Here is a 16,166-nt window from a genome sequence, read left to right as displayed (position 1 = left end):
CGCACGATTGCGTCACTTCCGCCGCTTGTGCTCGTCCAGACGTGGAAAAATTTCGACAAAATTGCAGGGACGGTGCCGGTAATCGAGCTGAAGGCTCAGAATTTCGTCCCATGCATCCTTGCAGGCGCCGGTGCTGCCGGGCAGCGCAAACAGATAGGTGCCCCCGGCAACGCCGCCGGTGGCGCGGCTTTGCACCGCGCTGGTACCGATCTTTTGCATCGACACGATGGTGAAAACCGTGCCGAAAGCGTCGATTTCCTTTTCATAGACATCGCGATGCGCCTCGACGGTGACATCGCGCCCGGTCAGACCGGTGCCTCCGGTCGACAGGATCACGTCGATCTGCGGGTCTGCCACCCAGGCGCGCAGCCGCTCCGCGATCAGGGCGCGGTCGTCGGTACAGATGTCACGGGCGGCAAGGATATGCCCGGCGTCGGTCAGCCGCTGCACCAGCGTATCGCCAGAGCGATCCTCGGCCAGCGAGCGGGTGTCACTGACCGTCAGAACGGCGATACGGACCGCGATGAAATCCCTAGAGTCGTCGATGCGCGACATGATATTACCTGCATGGTTCGAGAACGGGCAGTCGCGGCGCGGCAAAGATCTTGCCGAAGCGCGCGATGGACTGATCCTCGGCGATATGGGCGGCAAAGGCCAGTTCCGGCTCGCCCGGAACGCAGAGCAACGACAGACGATCGCGCCGGCGGGCCAGTTCGCCCAGCATCGCCTCGGTTGCGGCGGTCTCGCTCATCTGTGGCACGGTGTTGAGCGCAAAGAACTGCACGCCCCGGATCAGCTGGCTGGCGACGCGGTCGCGCTGCTCGGGCGAGAACATATCCGGGCAGGCGGTCACCGCCGCTCCGGCGACAAACAAGCGATCGATGGCGCAGCCCGCAGGCCCCCAGCCCGATTGATCCTCGGCGTGGAAGCGCTTGCCGCGCCGTTCAAGGATCACCGGCCCCGGCAATTCCAGATGCAGCACCCCCGGTTCGGCCACCATGATATCATCAGCATGGTCGCGAAATACCTGCCCGTAATCGATGGCAAAGCTTTCAGCCGCCAGCAGCACCAATGCCAGAAGCGCGCTCATTTCAGTGCCCTCAGCCGGGCGGACAGCGCCAGCATGTCGGCCCATGCCTCGCGCTTGGCCTGCGGCTGGCGCAGCAGATAGGCGGGGTGAAAGGTCGGGATCGCGGGGCGGCCCTCGGCCTCGGCCCAATGGCCGCGCAGACGGGTGATGCCGGTCTTGCCCAGCAGCGCGTTGCACGAGATATTGCCCACGATCAGCAGCAGATCGGGATCGGCGAGCGCAATGTGACGCGCCAGAAACGGCTTCATCATGGCGATTTCTGCGGGGCGCGGATCGCGGTTTTGCGGAGGCCGCCACGGCAGCACATTGGTGATATAGACATTTTCGCTGCGCGACAGCCCGATCGCGGCAAGCATCTTGTCCAGCAATTGCCCCGCGCGCCCGACAAAGGGCTTGCCCTGCCGGTCCTCGTCGCGCCCCGGCGCTTCGCCGACGATCATCACCTTTGCGCCCGGCACCCCGTCGCAGAACACCAGATTACGGGCGCCATGGCGCAGATCGCACAGATCGAACGCCGCCATCGCCTCGCGCAGCTGCTCGAGCGTGGCGGCCCCGGCGGCGGCGCGCTCTGCCTCCTGCACCGGGTCCTGCTCGACGGCGGGCGCGACCTGTCCGGCCATCGGCGCGGCAACCACGGGCGCGGCCTTGGCTTCGCGCGCCTCGATCTCGGCGGCAAAGCGGTCGACGGGCGCGTCGGCGATGCATTCATCGGCGCCCAGCTCTAGCTGCCATTCCAGCGCCGCCCGCGCCGCGTGCCAATCCATGTCCGATGCCGAATCCATGCGCCCATCCTATCCGCCTGCCGCGCCGCCGGAAATGGCCAAGATCGCTTGTGCCTTGCCAAGTTCATTCAAATGCGGCCAGTCTCGGCCGACCCTTGTCGCGCCGCCGCCGTCTTTCTATAACCGCTGCAAGACCGACAGGAGCCCCCACATGCGTTTCGACCAGCGTCACCTTCTGGGCATCGAGCCCCTGCGCCCCGACGAGATCACCACCATCCTCGATCTTGCCGAGCAATACGTGACGCTGTCACGCCGCCGCGAAAAGCATTCGAGCGCGCTGGCGGGCCTGACCCAGATCAACATGTTCTTTGAAAACTCCACCCGCACGCAGGCCAGCTTCGAGATCGCGGGTAAGCGGCTGGGCGCGGATGTGATGAACATGTCGATGCAGGCCAGCTCCATCAAGAAAGGCGAGACGCTGATCGACACGGCGCTGACGCTGAACGCCATGCACCCCGATCTTCTGGTGGTGCGCCACCCGCATTCAGGCGCGGTGGACCTGCTGGCGCAAAAGGTCAACTGCGCCGTGCTGAATGCCGGTGACGGGCGGCACGAACACCCCACGCAGGCGCTTTTGGATGCGCTGACCATCCGCCGTGCCAAGGGGCGTCTGCACCGGCTCAACATCGCGATCTGCGGCGATATTGCCCATTCGCGCGTGGCCCGCAGCAACATCCTGCTGCTGCACAAGATGGAAAACCGCATCCGCCTAGTCGGCCCCACCACGCTGGTGCCGCCGGTGCTGAAGGACTTCGGCGTCGAGATCTACGAGGACATGCGCGAAGGCCTTGCCGACGCCGACGTGGTGATGATGCTGCGCCTGCAAAAAGAGCGCATGGACGGCGGCTTCATCCCGTCCGAGCGCGAGTATTATCACCGCTTCGGCCTCGACGCCGAAAAGCTGAGCGTCGCCAAGCCCGACGCCATCGTCATGCACCCCGGCCCGATGAACCGCGGGGTCGAGATCGACGGCACGCTGGCCGACGACATCAACCGCTCGGTCATTCAGGAACAGGTGGAAATGGGCGTCGCGGTGCGCATGGCCTGCATGGATCTGCTCGCCCGCAACCTGCGCGCCCGTCCGACGGAGCTGTCGGCATGACCAAGATGCAGGTGAACGGCTCGGAAACAGGGGTTGTCCGGCTGTTTCACCTCGACCTGCCGCCGCAGGCGGTGGAACGCTTCACCACGCAGGCAGGCACCGGGGAATACCCGCTGAAATACGGGCTTGGCGCGGCGCAGCTGCGCCCGGCCTTTGTCGATGTGGTCAATATCGAAGATCTTGGCGACATGGCCCTGTCGGAGTATCTGCGCAGCGCCTACGCCATCCCCGAGGCGGAACTTGGCGACATGAAGCCGCGCATCGATGCGCTCCGGGGCCATGTCGTGGTGCTGCCGAGTCAGGCGTTCGATCATGCCAGCCAAGAGCTGACCATCGCGGCGCCGCTGCGCTGGGTCGCCACCTTTGCCGAGGCCGCCCCGCGTCCGCGCGGCCCCGCCCTGCGCAGCAAGGCGGCATGGCGCAGCGCCGATCCGGCAAGCGACGACGCCCGTCCAGGCAGCCGCCGGGCCATGTATATCACGCTGATCGCCATCGCCCTGCTGGTGGTGCTGATCGCGGGCACGCTGGCGCAGATCTCATGATCCGCCATTTGCCCAGCCGCGCTGCCGACCGGATAGCCCGAGGCAGCGGCGCATGACCCTTTTCCTTCCCTCCTTGCTCGCATACTCACGGATCAAGCCAAAACGCCGCCCCGTGCCAGACCCGACGATGGACACTGCCCCATGACCGCCACGCTTATCACCAACGCGCGCCTCGTCGATCCCGAGGCGGGCAGCATCCGCCCCGGCGCCGTCCTGCTCAAGGATGGCCTTATCGCCGAGCTGTTCGAGACGCCCTTCCCCGAAGCCATCGACGCCACCCGCATCGACGCGGATGAGGCGTTTCTTGCCCCTGGCATCATCGACATCGGCGTCAAGGTCGGCGAGCCGGGCGAGCGCCACAAGGAAAGCTACAAGTCCGCCGGGCTGGCCGCCGCCGCCGGAGGCGTGACCACCATGGTCACCCGCCCCGACACCGCCCAACCCATCGACACCCCCGAGGTGCTGGAATTCATCAAGGACCGCGCCAAGGACGACGCGCTGGTCAACGTGCTGCCGATGGCCGCGCTGACCAAGGGCCGTCTGGGCCGCGAAATGACCGAAATCGGCTTTCTGCTGGATGCCGGGGCCGTCGCATTTACCGATTGCGACCATGTCTGCACCGATACCAAGGTGCTCAGCCGCGCCATGAGCTATGCCCGCAGCCTTGGCGCGCTGGTGCTCTGCCACCCGCAAGAGCCGGGCCTGTCGCAAGGTGCCGCGGCCACCAGCGGCAAGTTCGCCACCCTGCGCGGCCTGCCCACCGTGTCGCCGATGGCCGAACGCATGGGTCTTGATCGTGATCTCGCGCTCGTCGAGATGACCGGCGTGCGCTATCACGCCGACCAGATCACCACCGCGCGCGCCCTGCCCCCGCTGGAACGTGCCCGCGCCAACGGGCTGGATGTCACGGCGGGCACCTCGATGCATCACCTGACGCTCAACGACATGGACGTGGCCGACTACCGCACCTTCTTCAAGGTCAAGCCGCCGCTGCGCTGCGAAGACGACCGGCAGGCCACGGTCGAGGCGCTGCGCAGCGGCCTGATCGACATCATCGGCAGCTTTCACACCCCGCAAGACGAGGAATCCAAGCGCCTGCCCTTTGAAGAAGCCGCCAGCGGCGCAGTGGGGCTTGAGACCATGCTGCCGGTGCTGCTGCGGCTCTACCATTCGGGCGAGCTTGACCTGCCGACCCTGTTCCGCGCGCTGTCGCTGAACCCGGCGAAACGGCTGGGGCTGGACTCGGGGCGCATGGCAAGGAGCGCGCCCGCAGATCTGGTGCTGTTCGACCCCGACAAACCTTTTGTGCTGGATCGCTTCAAGCTTCAGTCGAAATCAAAGAATACCCCTTTCGACAGTGCCCGACTTCAGGGCAAGGTGCTGGCGACCTTCGTCGCCGGCAAACCCGTCTACCGGAGCTGACCCATGCTGCCCGAGATCACCTCGACGCCCGCCGTGCTCGCCCTTTGGGCCGTGCTGGGCTATCTGCTGGGGTCGATCCCCTTCGGCATCCTGCTGAGCAGCGCCATGGGGCTTGGCGATCTGCGCAAGATCGGCTCGGGCAACATCGGTGCGACCAACGTACTGCGCACCGGCAACAAGGCGGCGGCGGCGGGAACGCTGCTCCTCGATGGCGGCAAGGGCGCGGTGGCGGTGCTGCTGGCGCGCTGGCTGGCGGCGGAAGACGCGGCGCAGCTGGCCGGGTTCGCCGCCTTTCTGGGCCATTGCTACCCCGCATGGCTGAAGTTCAAGGGCGGTAAGGGGGTTGCGACCTTCCTCGGGCTGATCCTCGCGCTGAGCTGGCCGGTCGGCCTGATGAGCTGCGCCACCTGGCTGGCGGCGGCGGTGATGGGGCGGATTTCGTCGCTGAGCGCACTGGTCGCGGCGGTGCTGTCGACCGCGTGGATGATCCTGCTGCGTGAATATGACATGACGGCACTGACCATCGCCTTGACGGCCCTGATCCTCTGGCGCCACCGCGAGAACATCTCCCGCCTGCGCAAGGGCATCGAACCGAAGATCGGCAAGAACTAGACCAGCCGTTCCCGGACAGCGCCCTCCCGGCCTTGGCACGATGAAACCTGAGCTGCTTGATCACGCTTGCGTGGGCCCTTTCTGAATGGCTGGCGAGCGGAAAAGCGCAGCTGTTCGCGATGCATCCTTGCGCCATCACGCAGGTCATAAAGCGCCTTACGGCACAGCGTGCCAGCGGTAGCTCGACACTGCGGGCCAGCCCTTGAGACAGATCGCGCCCCTGCCCAGCTTGGTCAGGTCAGCCGCCGTCACGCCACATTTTCAGAGCGTTGCATGCAAGCCCTGCCAAAATGTCGCCGCCTCGCCCTGTGACGACCCGTGGCAGAAAAGTGGCATCCGCGCCACGCCTACACCCTGTTGCACAACTGTCGCAGACGTCAATCTTGAGCGAGACTCCCCCGACCGTTAGGAACAAATTTACGATCGGACCCGTTGATGGGCAGACAAAAGCAAATAACACGGAATCAAAAATATGAGCGCCCTTCTCGTCCTTTCCCTGATGATTGCCTGCGTCCTTGGCTTCTTTGGTCTGTCAGGGGCAGCGATCTGGTGGGCAGGCCGCCTTCCCGTCGCATCCGAGAAGGCAGCCCTGACCGGGCAGATTCAGCCCAAGGCCTGATGCTAAAGCGTACCTGACAGGTGCGCGTCCAGATCGTCTAGCCGATCCTGACCCCAGAATTTGGCCCCGTCATCCAGCACGTAGAAGGGCGAGCCGAAGACACCTGCGTTCACCGCCTCTTCGAGGTTCCTCGCATAGGTTTCGGCGCCGGTCAGCAAACCGGAAAAGGTCAGGGACGGATCGAACCCGGCCTCCTTCAGGCAGGCTTGCACCACCTCGTCTTCGGCGATGTCCTTTTCCTCGACCCAGGACGCCCGCAGGATGGCATGGGTCAGCGCGCCAAGATCGCCACCGCCGGCATTTTGCGCCGCGATGATCGCGTAGGACGCAGGCGCGGCATTGGTTGGCCAATGCGCCGGTTTGAAGTTCAGCGGCATCTTCCGCTTTCTCGCCTGACGCGGGAGTTCCATGGCGCGATATTCCATGCGGATCGGATGGCGCTCCGAGGGCTTGGCGCCGCCGGTCCGCGGAAACAGCGCCATGATGTCGAGCGGTTTGTAAGTGATACTGGCGCCGTGCTTTGCGGCGATCTCTTCGAGTTGCAGCCCGGCAAGATAGGCATACGGCGAAAGCACCGTAAAATAGTAGTCGATATGGCTCATGTTCACCCCTTTGGTGGCAGATGGCTTTGCGTCACGGTAACCGCGTGCTAAGGCCCCCGCAACGTCATCAATCTGTCATCGCTGCCGAGGCCTCTCCCCCATGCCAACCGTCATCGAACCCAAGCTTATCGCTGGAAATTCCAACCGCCCGCTTGCCAATGCCATCGCGCGGCGCATGTCGCTCTATCGCGGCATGTCCGTGGGGCTGGTCGACGCCCGCGTCGAGCGGTTCAATGATCAGGAGATCTTTGTCGAGGTCTACGAGAACGTCCGCGGCGAAGACATGTTCATCATCCAGTCAACCTCGCGCCCGGCGAACGACAACCTGATGGAACTGCTGATCATGGCCGACGCGCTGCGCCGCTCGTCGGCGGCGCGTATCACCGCCGTGATCCCGTATTTCGGCTATGCCCGTCAAGATCGCCGCACCAAGGCGCGCACCCCGATCACCGCCAAGCTGGTCGCAAACATGATCCACGAGGCCGGAATCGAGCGGGTGCTGACCATGGATCTGCACGCCACACAGATTCAGGGCTTTTTCGACATCCCGGTCGACAACCTCTATGCCTCGCCGGTGTTCGCGCTGGATATCCTGAAACAGTTCGAAGGCGAGCTGGAAGACGTGATGGTTGTCTCGCCCGACGTCGGCGGCGTGGCGCGGGCGCGTGAGCTGGCCAAGCGGATCAATGCGCCGCTGGCCATCGTCGACAAGCGCCGCGAGAAGGCCGGCGAGATCGCCGAAATGACGGTGATCGGCGATGTGACGGGCAAGAAATGCATCATCGTCGATGACATCTGCGACACGGCCGGAACGCTGTGCAAGGCTGCCGAAATCCTGATGAACCACGGCGCAACCGAGGTGCATGCTTATATCACCCACGGCGTGCTGTCCGGCCCGGCGGTCGAACGGGTCAAAGCCTCGGTGATGAAATCGCTGGTGATCACCGATTCCATCGCCGCGACAGAAGAGGTTGCCGGGGCCGAGAACATCCGCATCGTGCCCACCGCGCCGATGTTCGCACAGGCGATCCTGAACATCTGGAACGGCACCTCGGTGTCGTCGCTGTTCGAGACCGACACCTTGGGGCCGATCTACGAAGGCATCATCTGAGCGCCTAGAAAAGCTGCCAGTCGTCCTCGTTTGGCAGCTCGCCGATGGCCAGCCATGACATGCGGACCCGCGCCACGCGCGTGTCCGACCACGTACGGAACACAAGGTCGAAACCATTTTCGGTGACCTTGTCGGCGGAAATGTCAGCCCGCAGATTGGCGCCCTGATCCATATCCCACAGCGACAGCGACACCTGCACCACCGGCGGCGTGCGGAAGGGTTCTGCGAAGCGGATCGTCTTGCGCCGCTCGCGCGTGCCAGAGCCGGTCCACATGTCGCCGCCCGTGGCAAACTCAGAGAAGATCTCTGTATTGCCCTGATCGACGCCGACCCGGCTCCCCTCCATCTTGCGCATGTGTTCTCTCCGTCCCGCAGGGCATCATCATTGACGATCCTGCGCCGGATGAAAAGATCAGCCCTCGATCTCGAGCACCACGCCTTCGGGCTGGGCCAACGAAATCAGCCCGACCGCCTCGAAACCGCCAAGCACGTTATCCACCGCCACAGTGGCCAGAATGATGCCCATGACGCGGCTGATGATGCTGGTTCCGGTGAGGCCGATGAGTCGGCGCAGCCGCCCTGCGAGCAAGAGCAGCACCAGCGTCGAGGCCAGCACCGCCAGCAGCATCACCGCCGTCACCATTTGGTCGGGGATCGAGTTGCGGTTGTTGTCGGTCAGGATGACGATGGCCAGCATGGCACCGGGCGATGCGATCGACGGCATGGCAAGCGGGAACACCGCGCCCGCCATGTGATCGCGTTCGGCCTCTTCGATCTCGCGGGCGGGTTTGCTATCGCCAAAGATCATCGTCAGGGCAAAGAGGAACAGGATGATGCCGCCCGCGATCTGGAACGAGCCCAGCCGCAGCCCCAGCGTATCCATCAACACCTGCCCCACCGCAAGGAAGGCCAGAAGCACCCCAGCGGCCACCAGCACCGCACGCACCGCGATCTTCCAGTGCAGCGCGGCGGGCACCCCAGCCACCGCGAAATAGAACACCGGCAGCGATCCGATCGGATCTATCACCACGAACAGCGTGATGAATTCGCGCAACAGCGAGGTGATGTCGAGGCTCGGCATCGGCGGGGCGTACTCCGTATGAAAAGGGTTTGCTTGCGGTTGCCACCCCCAACGGATTTGCGCAAGCAGTTAGCGTCAACTCGGCGCAAAAGCGCCCCGGACAACGCAAAAGCCCCGCCAAGGCGGGGCTTTCGATCAGCCTTTCGGCAGGATCAGAAGTTCGGCTGTTTCGGGTCAAGCCCGATATGGGTGCCAATCGCGACCATGTCCTGCAGCAGTTTGGCCGCATCGTCGACAAGGCCCGGCTCGTTGGCCGAGGTCTCCTTGACCTCGCGGTAAACGGCCTCGGCTTCCGCGACGAGCGCTTCATAGGTCGCCTGATCCATATCCTCGTGCGGGACGGCCTTTTCGGCCAACACCGTGACGCCTTCGCCGATCTCGACAAAGCCGCCGGTGACGACGAACTCCGCCGCGCCGCTCTCGGTGGTGACCTTGAGGATGCCGGGGCGCAGCGTGGTGATCGTGGCTGCGTGGTTCGGCATCGCCGTCATGTCGCCCTCGGACCCGGGGATCGACACCGCGGTGGCCTTGGTCGAAAGAAGCCTGCGCTCGGGGCTCACCAGGTCGAATTGCATCGTATCAGCCATCAGGGCCTCCGGTTGGTGAAGGGGGACCGCAATGCAGTCCCCCGGCAGTCATCAGGCAGCTTCCGCAGCCAGCTTCTCGGCCTTGGCGAGCACTTCGTCGATGCCGCCGACCATGTAGAAGGCAGCTTCGGGAAGGTGATCGTATTCGCCTGCAACCACGGCCTTGAAGGACGAGATCGTGTCTTCGAGCGGAACCTGCACACCGTCAGAGCCGGTGAACACCTTGGCAACGTCGAAGGGCTGCGACAGGAAGCGCTGGATCTTGCGCGCACGGGTCACGGTCAGCTTGTCCTCTTCGGACAGTTCGTCCATCCCGAGGATGGCGATGATGTCCTGAAGCGACTTGTAACGCTGAAGGATGCCCTGAACGTCGCGTGCAACCTGATAGTGCTCTTCGCCGACGATCTGCGGGTCGAGGATACGGCTGTTCGAGTCCAGCGGGTCCACGGCAGGGTAGATGCCGAGTTCCGAGATGGCGCGGTTGAGAACCGTCGTCGCGTCGAGGTGCGCGAAGGTCGTGGCCGGGGCCGGGTCGGTAAGGTCGTCCGCGGGAACGTAAACGGCCTGGATCGAGGTGATCGAGCCGTTCTTGGTCGAGGTGATGCGTTCCTGCATCTGGCCCATGTCCGTCGCGAGCGTCGGCTGGTAGCCCACGGCCGAGGGGATACGGCCCAGCAGAGCCGACACTTCGGAGCCTGCCTGCGTGAAGCGGAAGATGTTATCCACGAAGAACAGAACGTCGGTGCCGGACTGGTCGCGGAATTGCTCGGCCAGGGTCAGGCCGGTCAGCGCGACGCGGGCACGGGCACCCGGCGGCTCGTTCATCTGACCGTAGACCAGAGCCACCTGCGATTCCGACAGGTTGTCGGGCTTGATGACGTTGGATTCGATCATCTCGTGGTAGAGATCGTTGCCCTCACGGGTCCGCTCGCCCACACCGGCGAACACGGAGTAGCCCGAGTGCACCTTGGCGATGTTGTTGATCAGTTCCATGATCAGAACCGTCTTGCCCACGCCGGCGCCGCCGAACAGGCCGATCTTGCCGCCCTTAGAATAGGGGGCCAGCAGGTCGATGACCTTGATGCCGGTGACAAGGATTTCCGATTCCGTCGACTGCTCGACGAACTCGGGGGCGGGCTGGTGGATGGCGCGGGTCTCGGTCGCCTCGATCGGGCCCTTCTCGTCGACGGGCTCGCCCACGACGTTGAGGATGCGCCCGAGGGTCGCGTTGCCGACGGGCACCGAAATCGGGCCGCCGCTGTCGATCACTTCCTGACCGCGAACCAGACCTTCGGTCGAGTCCATCGCGATGGTGCGGACGGTCGATTCGCCGAGGTGCTGTGCAACTTCAAGAACCAGTTTCTTGCCGTCGTTGTAGGTGGTCAGCGAGTTCAGGATTTCGGGCAGGTGGTCGGCGAACTGAACGTCGACCACGGCGCCGATGACCTGAGTCACTTTGCCTTTTGCGTTTGCCATTTATCGTCTCCGGTTCTTAGAGCGCCTCGGCGCCCGAGATGATTTCGATCAGTTCGTTGGTGATGACAGCCTGACGCGACCGGTTGTATTCGATCGTCAGCTTGTCGATCATGTCGCCGGCGTTGCGCGTGGCGTTGTCCATCGCGCTCATCCGAGCCCCCTGTTCCGAGGCCGCGTTCTCCAGCAGAGCCGAGAAGATCTGGGTTGCGACACCACGGGGAAGCAGGTCGGCGAGGATCTGTTCCTCTCCGGGCTCATAATCGTAGAGGGTCGAAACCGACTCCTCGGGCGATTCCGGCGCATCATAGGCCGCCGGGATGATCTGCTGTGCCGTCGGCACCTGGCTCACCACGTTCACGAACTTCGAGTAGAAAAGCGTCGCCACGTCGAACTCTTCTTTGTCGAAGCGGCCGAGCACGTCGCGCGCGATCTTCTGCGCGTCGACATAGCCAAGCTTCTTGACGTCGCTCAGATCGACATGCCCAACGGACAGCGAAGCGTAGTCACGCTTGAGCTGCTCGCGGCCCTTCTTGCCGACGGTCAGAATCTTGACCGTCTTGCCAGCGGCTTTCAGCTTCTCGATCTCGATCCGCGCCTTCTTGACGATGGACGAGTTGAAGCCACCGCAAAGGCCGCGTTCGGCGGTCATGACGATAAGCAGATGCACATCGTCCTTGCCGGTTCCCGACAGCAGCTTGGGGGCAGACGCGCTGCCACCGACCGACGCCGCCATGGCACCGAGCACCGCATTGAAGCGCTCGGTATAGGGGCGGGACTGTTCGGCGGCATCCTGTGCCCGCCGCAGTTTTGCGGCGGCCACCATTTGCATGGCCTTGGTGATCTTACGGGTCGATTTGACCGACGAGATCCGCGTCTTGAGGTCCTTTAGGCTAGGCATGATCCTGTCCTTTCAGAGCGCTCAGGCGTAGGTCTTGGCGAATTCGTCCAGAGCCGCCTTGAGCTTGTCCGCGGGTTCACCCTTGATCTTCGGATCCTCGGCTTCGATCCAGTCGAGGATATCCTTGCGCTGACCGCGCAGGAACGCCAGCAGAGCGGCCTCGTACTTGCCGACTTCGCGAACCGGAACGTTGTCGAGGTAGCCGTTGGTGCCTGCGAAGATGACGCAGACGATTTCGGCGTTCGACAGCGGCGAGTACTGCGGCTGCTTCATCAGCTCGGTCAGACGCGCACCACGGGCCAGCAGGCGCTGGGTCGCGGCGTCGAGGTCAGAGCCGAACTGCGCAAATGCAGCCATCTCGCGGTACTGTGCCAGCGACAGCTTCACCGGGCCAGCCACCGAGGACATCGCCTTGGTCTGGGCCGAGGAGCCGACGCGCGACACCGACAGACCGGTGTTCACGGCGGGGCGGATACCCTGGAAGAACAGTTCGGTCTCGAGGAAGATCTGGCCGTCGGTGATCGAGATCACGTTGGTCGGGATGAACGCCGACACGTCACCGCCCTGGGTTTCGATGATCGGCAGAGCCGTCAGCGAGCCAGCGCCATGATCTTCGTTCAGCTTGGCCGAGCGTTCCAGCAGGCGCGAGTGAAGGTAGAACACGTCGCCCGGATAGGCTTCGCGGCCGGGCGGGCGGCGCAGAAGCAGCGACATCTGGCGGTAAGACACGGCCTGCTTGGACAGGTCATCATAGATGATCAGCGCGTGCTTGCCGTTGTCGCGGAAATATTCCGCCATGGCGGTCGCGGCGTAGGGGGCAAGGAACTGCATCGGTGCGGGGTCGGATGCGGTTGCGGCCACGACGATCGAATAATCGATGGCGCCGGTGGCTTCGAGACGCTTCACCAGCTGCGCAACGGTCGAGCGCTTCTGGCCGATGGCGACATAGATGCAGTACAGCTTCTTGCTGTCGTCATCGCCAGCCGCGTCGTTGTACGACTTCTGGTTCAGGATCGAATCGAGCGCGATCGCGGTCTTGCCGGTCTGACGGTCGCCAATGATCAGCTCGCGCTGGCCACGGCCGATCGGGATCATGGCGTCGACGGCCTTGAGGCCGGTCGCCATCGGCTGGTGCACCGACTTGCGCGGGATGATGCCCGGCGCTTTCACGTCGGCGATGCGGCGTTCGGTGTACTGGATCGGACCTTTGCCATCCAGCGGGTTGCCGAGACCATCGACGACGCGGCCCAGCAGGCCCTCACCGGCGGGCACGTCCACGATCGAGTCGGTGCGCTTGACGATGTCACCTTCCTTGATGTCGCGGTCAGAGCCGAAGATCACGACACCGACGTTGTCGGTTTCGAGGTTCAGCGCCATCCCCATGATGCCGCCGGGGAACTCGACCATTTCACCGGCTTTCACCGCGTCGAGGCCGTGCACGCGGGCGATACCGTCACCGACGGACAGCACGCGGCCGACTTCGGCGACTTCGGCTTCTTTCCCGAAGTTCTGGATCTGCTCCTTCAGGATCGCCGAGATCTCGGCAGCTTGGATACCCATTTATCCGACCTCTTTCATTGCATTCTGGAGAGCGTTGAGCTTCGAGCGGACCGACGTGTCGATCATCTTGGAGCCAACCTTGACGACGAGACCACCGATGAGGCTTTCATCGACGGTGGTTTTCAGGGTCACCTGCTTGCCGATGTTGTCGGCAAGGGTCTTCGCCAGGCGGCTCGCCTGGTCCTCGGTCAGCGCCGTGGCAGAGGTCACATCGGCCGTGACCTCACCCTTTGCTTCGGCAATCTTGGCGCGCAGATGCGCGATGAGCTGCGGCAGCGCGAACAGGCGGCGCTTTTCGGCCATCAGGCCAAGCGCGTTCTGAAACGACGGCTGCAGTTGCATCTGCGCCGCGACTGCCATGATGCCCTTTCTCATCGACGCGCGCGGGTAGACGGGCGACGACACAAGATCGCGCAGGTCCGGGCTGTCCGCCAAGGCCTGCGAAAGGTCGTTCACGTTGTCTGCAAGCTGGTCGAGAGCATTGGACTCGTTCGCGATCTCGAAGATCGCTGTCGCATAGCGTGCCGCGATGCCGCTGGAGATCGAAGCTGGTTCTGACACGTCCACCCTTCCGATATAAGGCCCCCGCGACATCGGGATGGTCCCGATATCCGGAGGCGTGTCCCTGCCCTGATCTGTCTCAGGACGTCGAAATCAGCGCGGATGTAGCAGAGCCTCCCCGCCCTCGCAACAAGCTTGCAGCGTTTTAAGTGGCGTTGGCACGCGGGTTTTTTCCGGTAGCGCCGGGGTGGAGGCGGCTGACCGGGGAACAGGGCTATGAAAAATGGCGGTTTTTCAGGATTTGTTAAACTTTTCAGCGTTTGCCGTGGCGTTGCAGAAAGGCCTCCTGTCGATAGCGCAAACGTACGGGAGGTCGCGGCGCGCCCCCGCTGCGCGCCCTCTTCAAGCTGCCCATTTGTCGCAGGCTTCAGCCTCTCGACGGCAGCATGTTAGCGGTCACGCAGAGGACGCAAGCTATGCTTCATGTCGCTGAAGGCAAGCCGATTCCCCGCCGCGCGCGGCCCACGCCGCTCACAAAGTGCTGAGCGATCCGTGATTCCAGCCGAAGTCAGATCGCCTTGGGTTCCTTTTTCGGAACCGGTGCCAGCACCTCGAGCGGGCTTGGCACCCGCACCCGGTCGCCCAGCCCCTTGCGCTGCGGCGGATAGCGCTTTGCCGCCCGCACGATCAGTACGCCGCCCGCCACCACCGCCGGGATCGCCCGCCCGATGTTTTCCCACATCGGCCCGGTGCGCATCCAGAACCGCCGGGGCGAGGGCGGCTGGTACAGCACACTGACATGGCTCTGGCGGACAAAGTCATACTGGCGCAGCTGGCTGTCGAGCTGGCTCAGCGAATAGGGTCGCCCGAAGCCAAAGGGCGTGTTGTCCGACCGCGCCCAGAGCCCCGACCGGTTGGGCACGATGAACAGCACCTCGCCGCCGGGACCAAGCACGCGGTAACATTCCTCGAGCACCTCGGAGGGGCGCTCCGAGGTTTCCAGCCCGTGCATCAGCACCAGCCGGTCGACATGGCCGGTTTCCAGCGGCCACATCGTTTCCTCGCACAGGGCGGTGACGTTGGGCATCGCCTGCGGCCACGGCATGACCCCCTGCGGCGCAGGCATCAGTCCGACGACCCGGCGCGCTTCGCGCAGGTACGGGCGCAGCAGCGGCACGGCAAATCCGTAGCCCACCACCGTCTGCCCCTTGCAATCGGGCCAGTAGCGCAACACCTGATCACGCACGGCACGCTGCGCCGCGCGCCCGAGCGCGCTGCGATAGTAGAAATCGCGCAGTGAGTGCACATCGAGGTGCATTGCGGTGGGGCCTCCGATCCGCCAGTCTTCACGGCAGTCTGGCAAAGCCACGAAGGAAAGACCATGGAGATCATCACCGTTCCCTGCCTCAGCGACAATTACGCCTACCTTGTGAAGGGTCCGACAGGCGTGACGCTGATCGATGCGCCCGAGGCCGCGCCCATCGTCGCGGCGCTTGACGCGCGGGGCTGGCAGCTCAGCGATCTGCTGATCACCCATCATCACCACGACCACGTCGGCGGCGTTGACGCGCTGCGCGAAAGATACGGCTGCACCGTCACTGGCCCGCGTGCCGAAGCGGAAAAACTGCCCAACCTCGATCGCGCCGTACAGGGCGGCGATACGTTCGAAGCGGGCGGCCTCGACGTGCAGGTGATCTATGTGCCCGGCCACACCCTTGGCCATGTGGCATTTTACCTGCCCTCCGCCGGCGCGGTATTCACCGCCGACAGCCTGATGGCGCTAGGCTGCGGGCGGATCTTTGAAGGCACCGCGCCGATGATGTGGGACAGCCTGAGCAAGCTCGCCGCGCTGCCCCCGCAGACAACGGTGTATTCCGGGCACGAGTACACCGCCTCCAATGCCAAGTTCGCATTGACCGTTGATCCCCGCAACGAAGCGCTTATCTTAAGAGCAGACGCCATCGCCAAAGCTCGGACAGAGGGACGCCCGACCGCCGCCTGTACGCTGTCCGAAGAACTGGCCACCAACCCGTTCCTGCGACCCGATTCCCCGGCAATTCGCGATTTACTGGGTATGAAAGCCGCAAGCGACGCAGAGGTCTTTGCCGAGATCCGCGCCCGCAAGGATCGTTTCTAAGCCGCCGCTTTTGACGCCAAGTTCACACATTGACAACAAATGTG

Annotated in this window: 18 protein-coding genes; 6 read left to right on the top strand and 12 right to left on the bottom strand. The window is 64.0% G+C overall.

Features of this window, described 5'->3' with window-relative positions; all coding sequences use genetic code 11:
• Positions 1-12: 12 nt before the first annotated feature.
• From moaB to KO516_RS01185, 3 genes are read right to left on the bottom strand one after another with little or no spacing between them, the layout of a single operon-like run.
• Positions 13-555, bottom strand: a complete 543-nt coding sequence (gene moaB / locus KO516_RS01195) for a molybdenum cofactor biosynthesis protein B (protein WP_216001977.1) — start codon at positions 553-555, stop codon at positions 13-15.
• 4 nt (positions 556-559) lie between these two features.
• Positions 560-1,090, bottom strand: coding sequence for a hypothetical protein (locus KO516_RS01190; RefSeq protein WP_216001976.1), 531 nt, complete (start codon positions 1,088-1,090; stop codon positions 560-562).
• Complete coding sequence (locus KO516_RS01185) at positions 1,087-1,872, bottom strand: uracil-DNA glycosylase family protein (protein WP_216001975.1); 786 nt, start codon at positions 1,870-1,872, stop codon at positions 1,087-1,089. The genes KO516_RS01190 and KO516_RS01185 overlap by 4 nt, the downstream gene beginning before the upstream one ends.
• A 151-nt stretch (positions 1,873-2,023) precedes the next feature.
• Between KO516_RS01185 and KO516_RS01180 the strand changes: the two genes are divergently transcribed.
• The 4 genes from KO516_RS01180 (at position 2,024) to plsY (ending at position 5,550) form a co-directional block, all read left to right on the top strand.
• Positions 2,024-2,974 carry an aspartate carbamoyltransferase catalytic subunit gene (locus tag KO516_RS01180; protein ID WP_216001974.1) on the top strand — a complete coding sequence of 317 codons (951 nt, stop codon included), beginning with the start codon at positions 2,024-2,026 and terminating at the stop codon, positions 2,972-2,974.
• Positions 2,971-3,516, top strand: coding sequence for an aspartate carbamoyltransferase catalytic subunit (locus tag KO516_RS01175; RefSeq protein ID WP_216001973.1), 546 nt, complete (start codon positions 2,971-2,973; stop codon positions 3,514-3,516). The genes KO516_RS01180 and KO516_RS01175 overlap by 4 nt, the downstream gene beginning before the upstream one ends.
• A gap of 141 nt (positions 3,517-3,657) precedes the next feature.
• Complete coding sequence (gene pyrC, locus KO516_RS01170; RefSeq protein WP_216001972.1) at positions 3,658-4,938, top strand: dihydroorotase; 1,281 nt, start codon at positions 3,658-3,660, stop codon at positions 4,936-4,938.
• Positions 4,939-4,941: 3 nt separating this feature from the next.
• A complete protein-coding gene (plsY, locus tag KO516_RS01165) occupies positions 4,942-5,550 on the top strand; it encodes a glycerol-3-phosphate 1-O-acyltransferase PlsY (protein WP_216001971.1) in 609 nt (202 codons plus the stop codon).
• A 621-nt stretch (positions 5,551-6,171) separates the two neighbouring features.
• On the opposite strand, the gene KO516_RS01160 is transcribed toward plsY, so the two are convergent.
• On the bottom strand, positions 6,172-6,771 hold the full coding sequence (locus KO516_RS01160; RefSeq protein WP_216001970.1) for a 2-hydroxychromene-2-carboxylate isomerase: 600 nt from the start codon (positions 6,769-6,771) through the stop codon (positions 6,172-6,174).
• Between the two features lie 100 nt (positions 6,772-6,871).
• Between KO516_RS01160 and KO516_RS01155 the strand changes: the two genes are divergently transcribed.
• Complete coding sequence (locus KO516_RS01155; RefSeq protein ID WP_216001969.1) at positions 6,872-7,882, top strand: ribose-phosphate pyrophosphokinase; 1,011 nt, start codon at positions 6,872-6,874, stop codon at positions 7,880-7,882.
• Positions 7,883-7,886: 4 nt separating this feature from the next.
• On the opposite strand, the gene KO516_RS01150 is transcribed toward KO516_RS01155, so the two are convergent.
• The 8 genes from KO516_RS01150 to KO516_RS01115 form a co-directional block, all read right to left on the bottom strand.
• On the bottom strand, positions 7,887-8,237 hold the full coding sequence (locus KO516_RS01150; RefSeq protein WP_216001968.1) for an H-type lectin domain-containing protein: 351 nt from the start codon (positions 8,235-8,237) through the stop codon (positions 7,887-7,889).
• Between the two features lie 57 nt (positions 8,238-8,294).
• On the bottom strand, positions 8,295-8,963 hold the full coding sequence (locus KO516_RS01145) for a MarC family protein (protein ID WP_216001967.1): 669 nt from the start codon (positions 8,961-8,963) through the stop codon (positions 8,295-8,297).
• Positions 8,964-9,115: 152 nt separating this feature from the next.
• On the bottom strand, positions 9,116-9,550 hold the full coding sequence (locus KO516_RS01140) for a F0F1 ATP synthase subunit epsilon (protein WP_216001966.1): 435 nt from the start codon (positions 9,548-9,550) through the stop codon (positions 9,116-9,118).
• Positions 9,551-9,601: 51 nt separating this feature from the next.
• Positions 9,602-11,026: a F0F1 ATP synthase subunit beta gene (gene atpD / locus KO516_RS01135; protein WP_216001965.1), complete on the bottom strand. Its 1,425-nt coding sequence runs from the start codon at positions 11,024-11,026 to the stop codon at positions 9,602-9,604.
• A gap of 16 nt (positions 11,027-11,042) precedes the next feature.
• Entirely contained in the window at positions 11,043-11,924 is an 882-nt protein-coding gene (locus KO516_RS01130) for a F0F1 ATP synthase subunit gamma (RefSeq protein ID WP_216001964.1), read from the bottom strand.
• A 21-nt stretch (positions 11,925-11,945) separates the two neighbouring features.
• Positions 11,946-13,484 (bottom strand): F0F1 ATP synthase subunit alpha, encoded by a 1,539-nt coding sequence (gene atpA / locus KO516_RS01125; protein ID WP_216001963.1) that lies wholly within the window; start codon positions 13,482-13,484, stop codon positions 11,946-11,948.
• Complete coding sequence (locus KO516_RS01120; RefSeq protein WP_371742015.1) at positions 13,485-14,045, bottom strand: F0F1 ATP synthase subunit delta; 561 nt, start codon at positions 14,043-14,045, stop codon at positions 13,485-13,487. It abuts the gene before it with no gap.
• 508 nt (positions 14,046-14,553) lie between these two features.
• Positions 14,554-15,303, bottom strand: coding sequence for a class I SAM-dependent methyltransferase (locus KO516_RS01115; RefSeq protein ID WP_216001961.1), 750 nt, complete (start codon positions 15,301-15,303; stop codon positions 14,554-14,556).
• Positions 15,304-15,366: 63 nt separating this feature from the next.
• On the opposite strand from KO516_RS01115, the gene gloB reads away from it, so the two are divergent.
• Positions 15,367-16,122: a hydroxyacylglutathione hydrolase gene (gloB, locus tag KO516_RS01110; RefSeq protein ID WP_216001960.1), complete on the top strand. Its 756-nt coding sequence runs from the start codon at positions 15,367-15,369 to the stop codon at positions 16,120-16,122.
• Positions 16,123-16,166: the final 44 nt, after the last annotated feature.

It is taken from the genome of Citreicella sp. C3M06 (genome assembly GCF_018860705.1).
Taxonomy (GTDB): domain Bacteria; phylum Pseudomonadota; class Alphaproteobacteria; order Rhodobacterales; family Rhodobacteraceae; genus Salipiger.
Note: the sequence above shows the minus strand (reverse complement) of the source record. Positions and strands in the feature narration are given on the sequence as shown.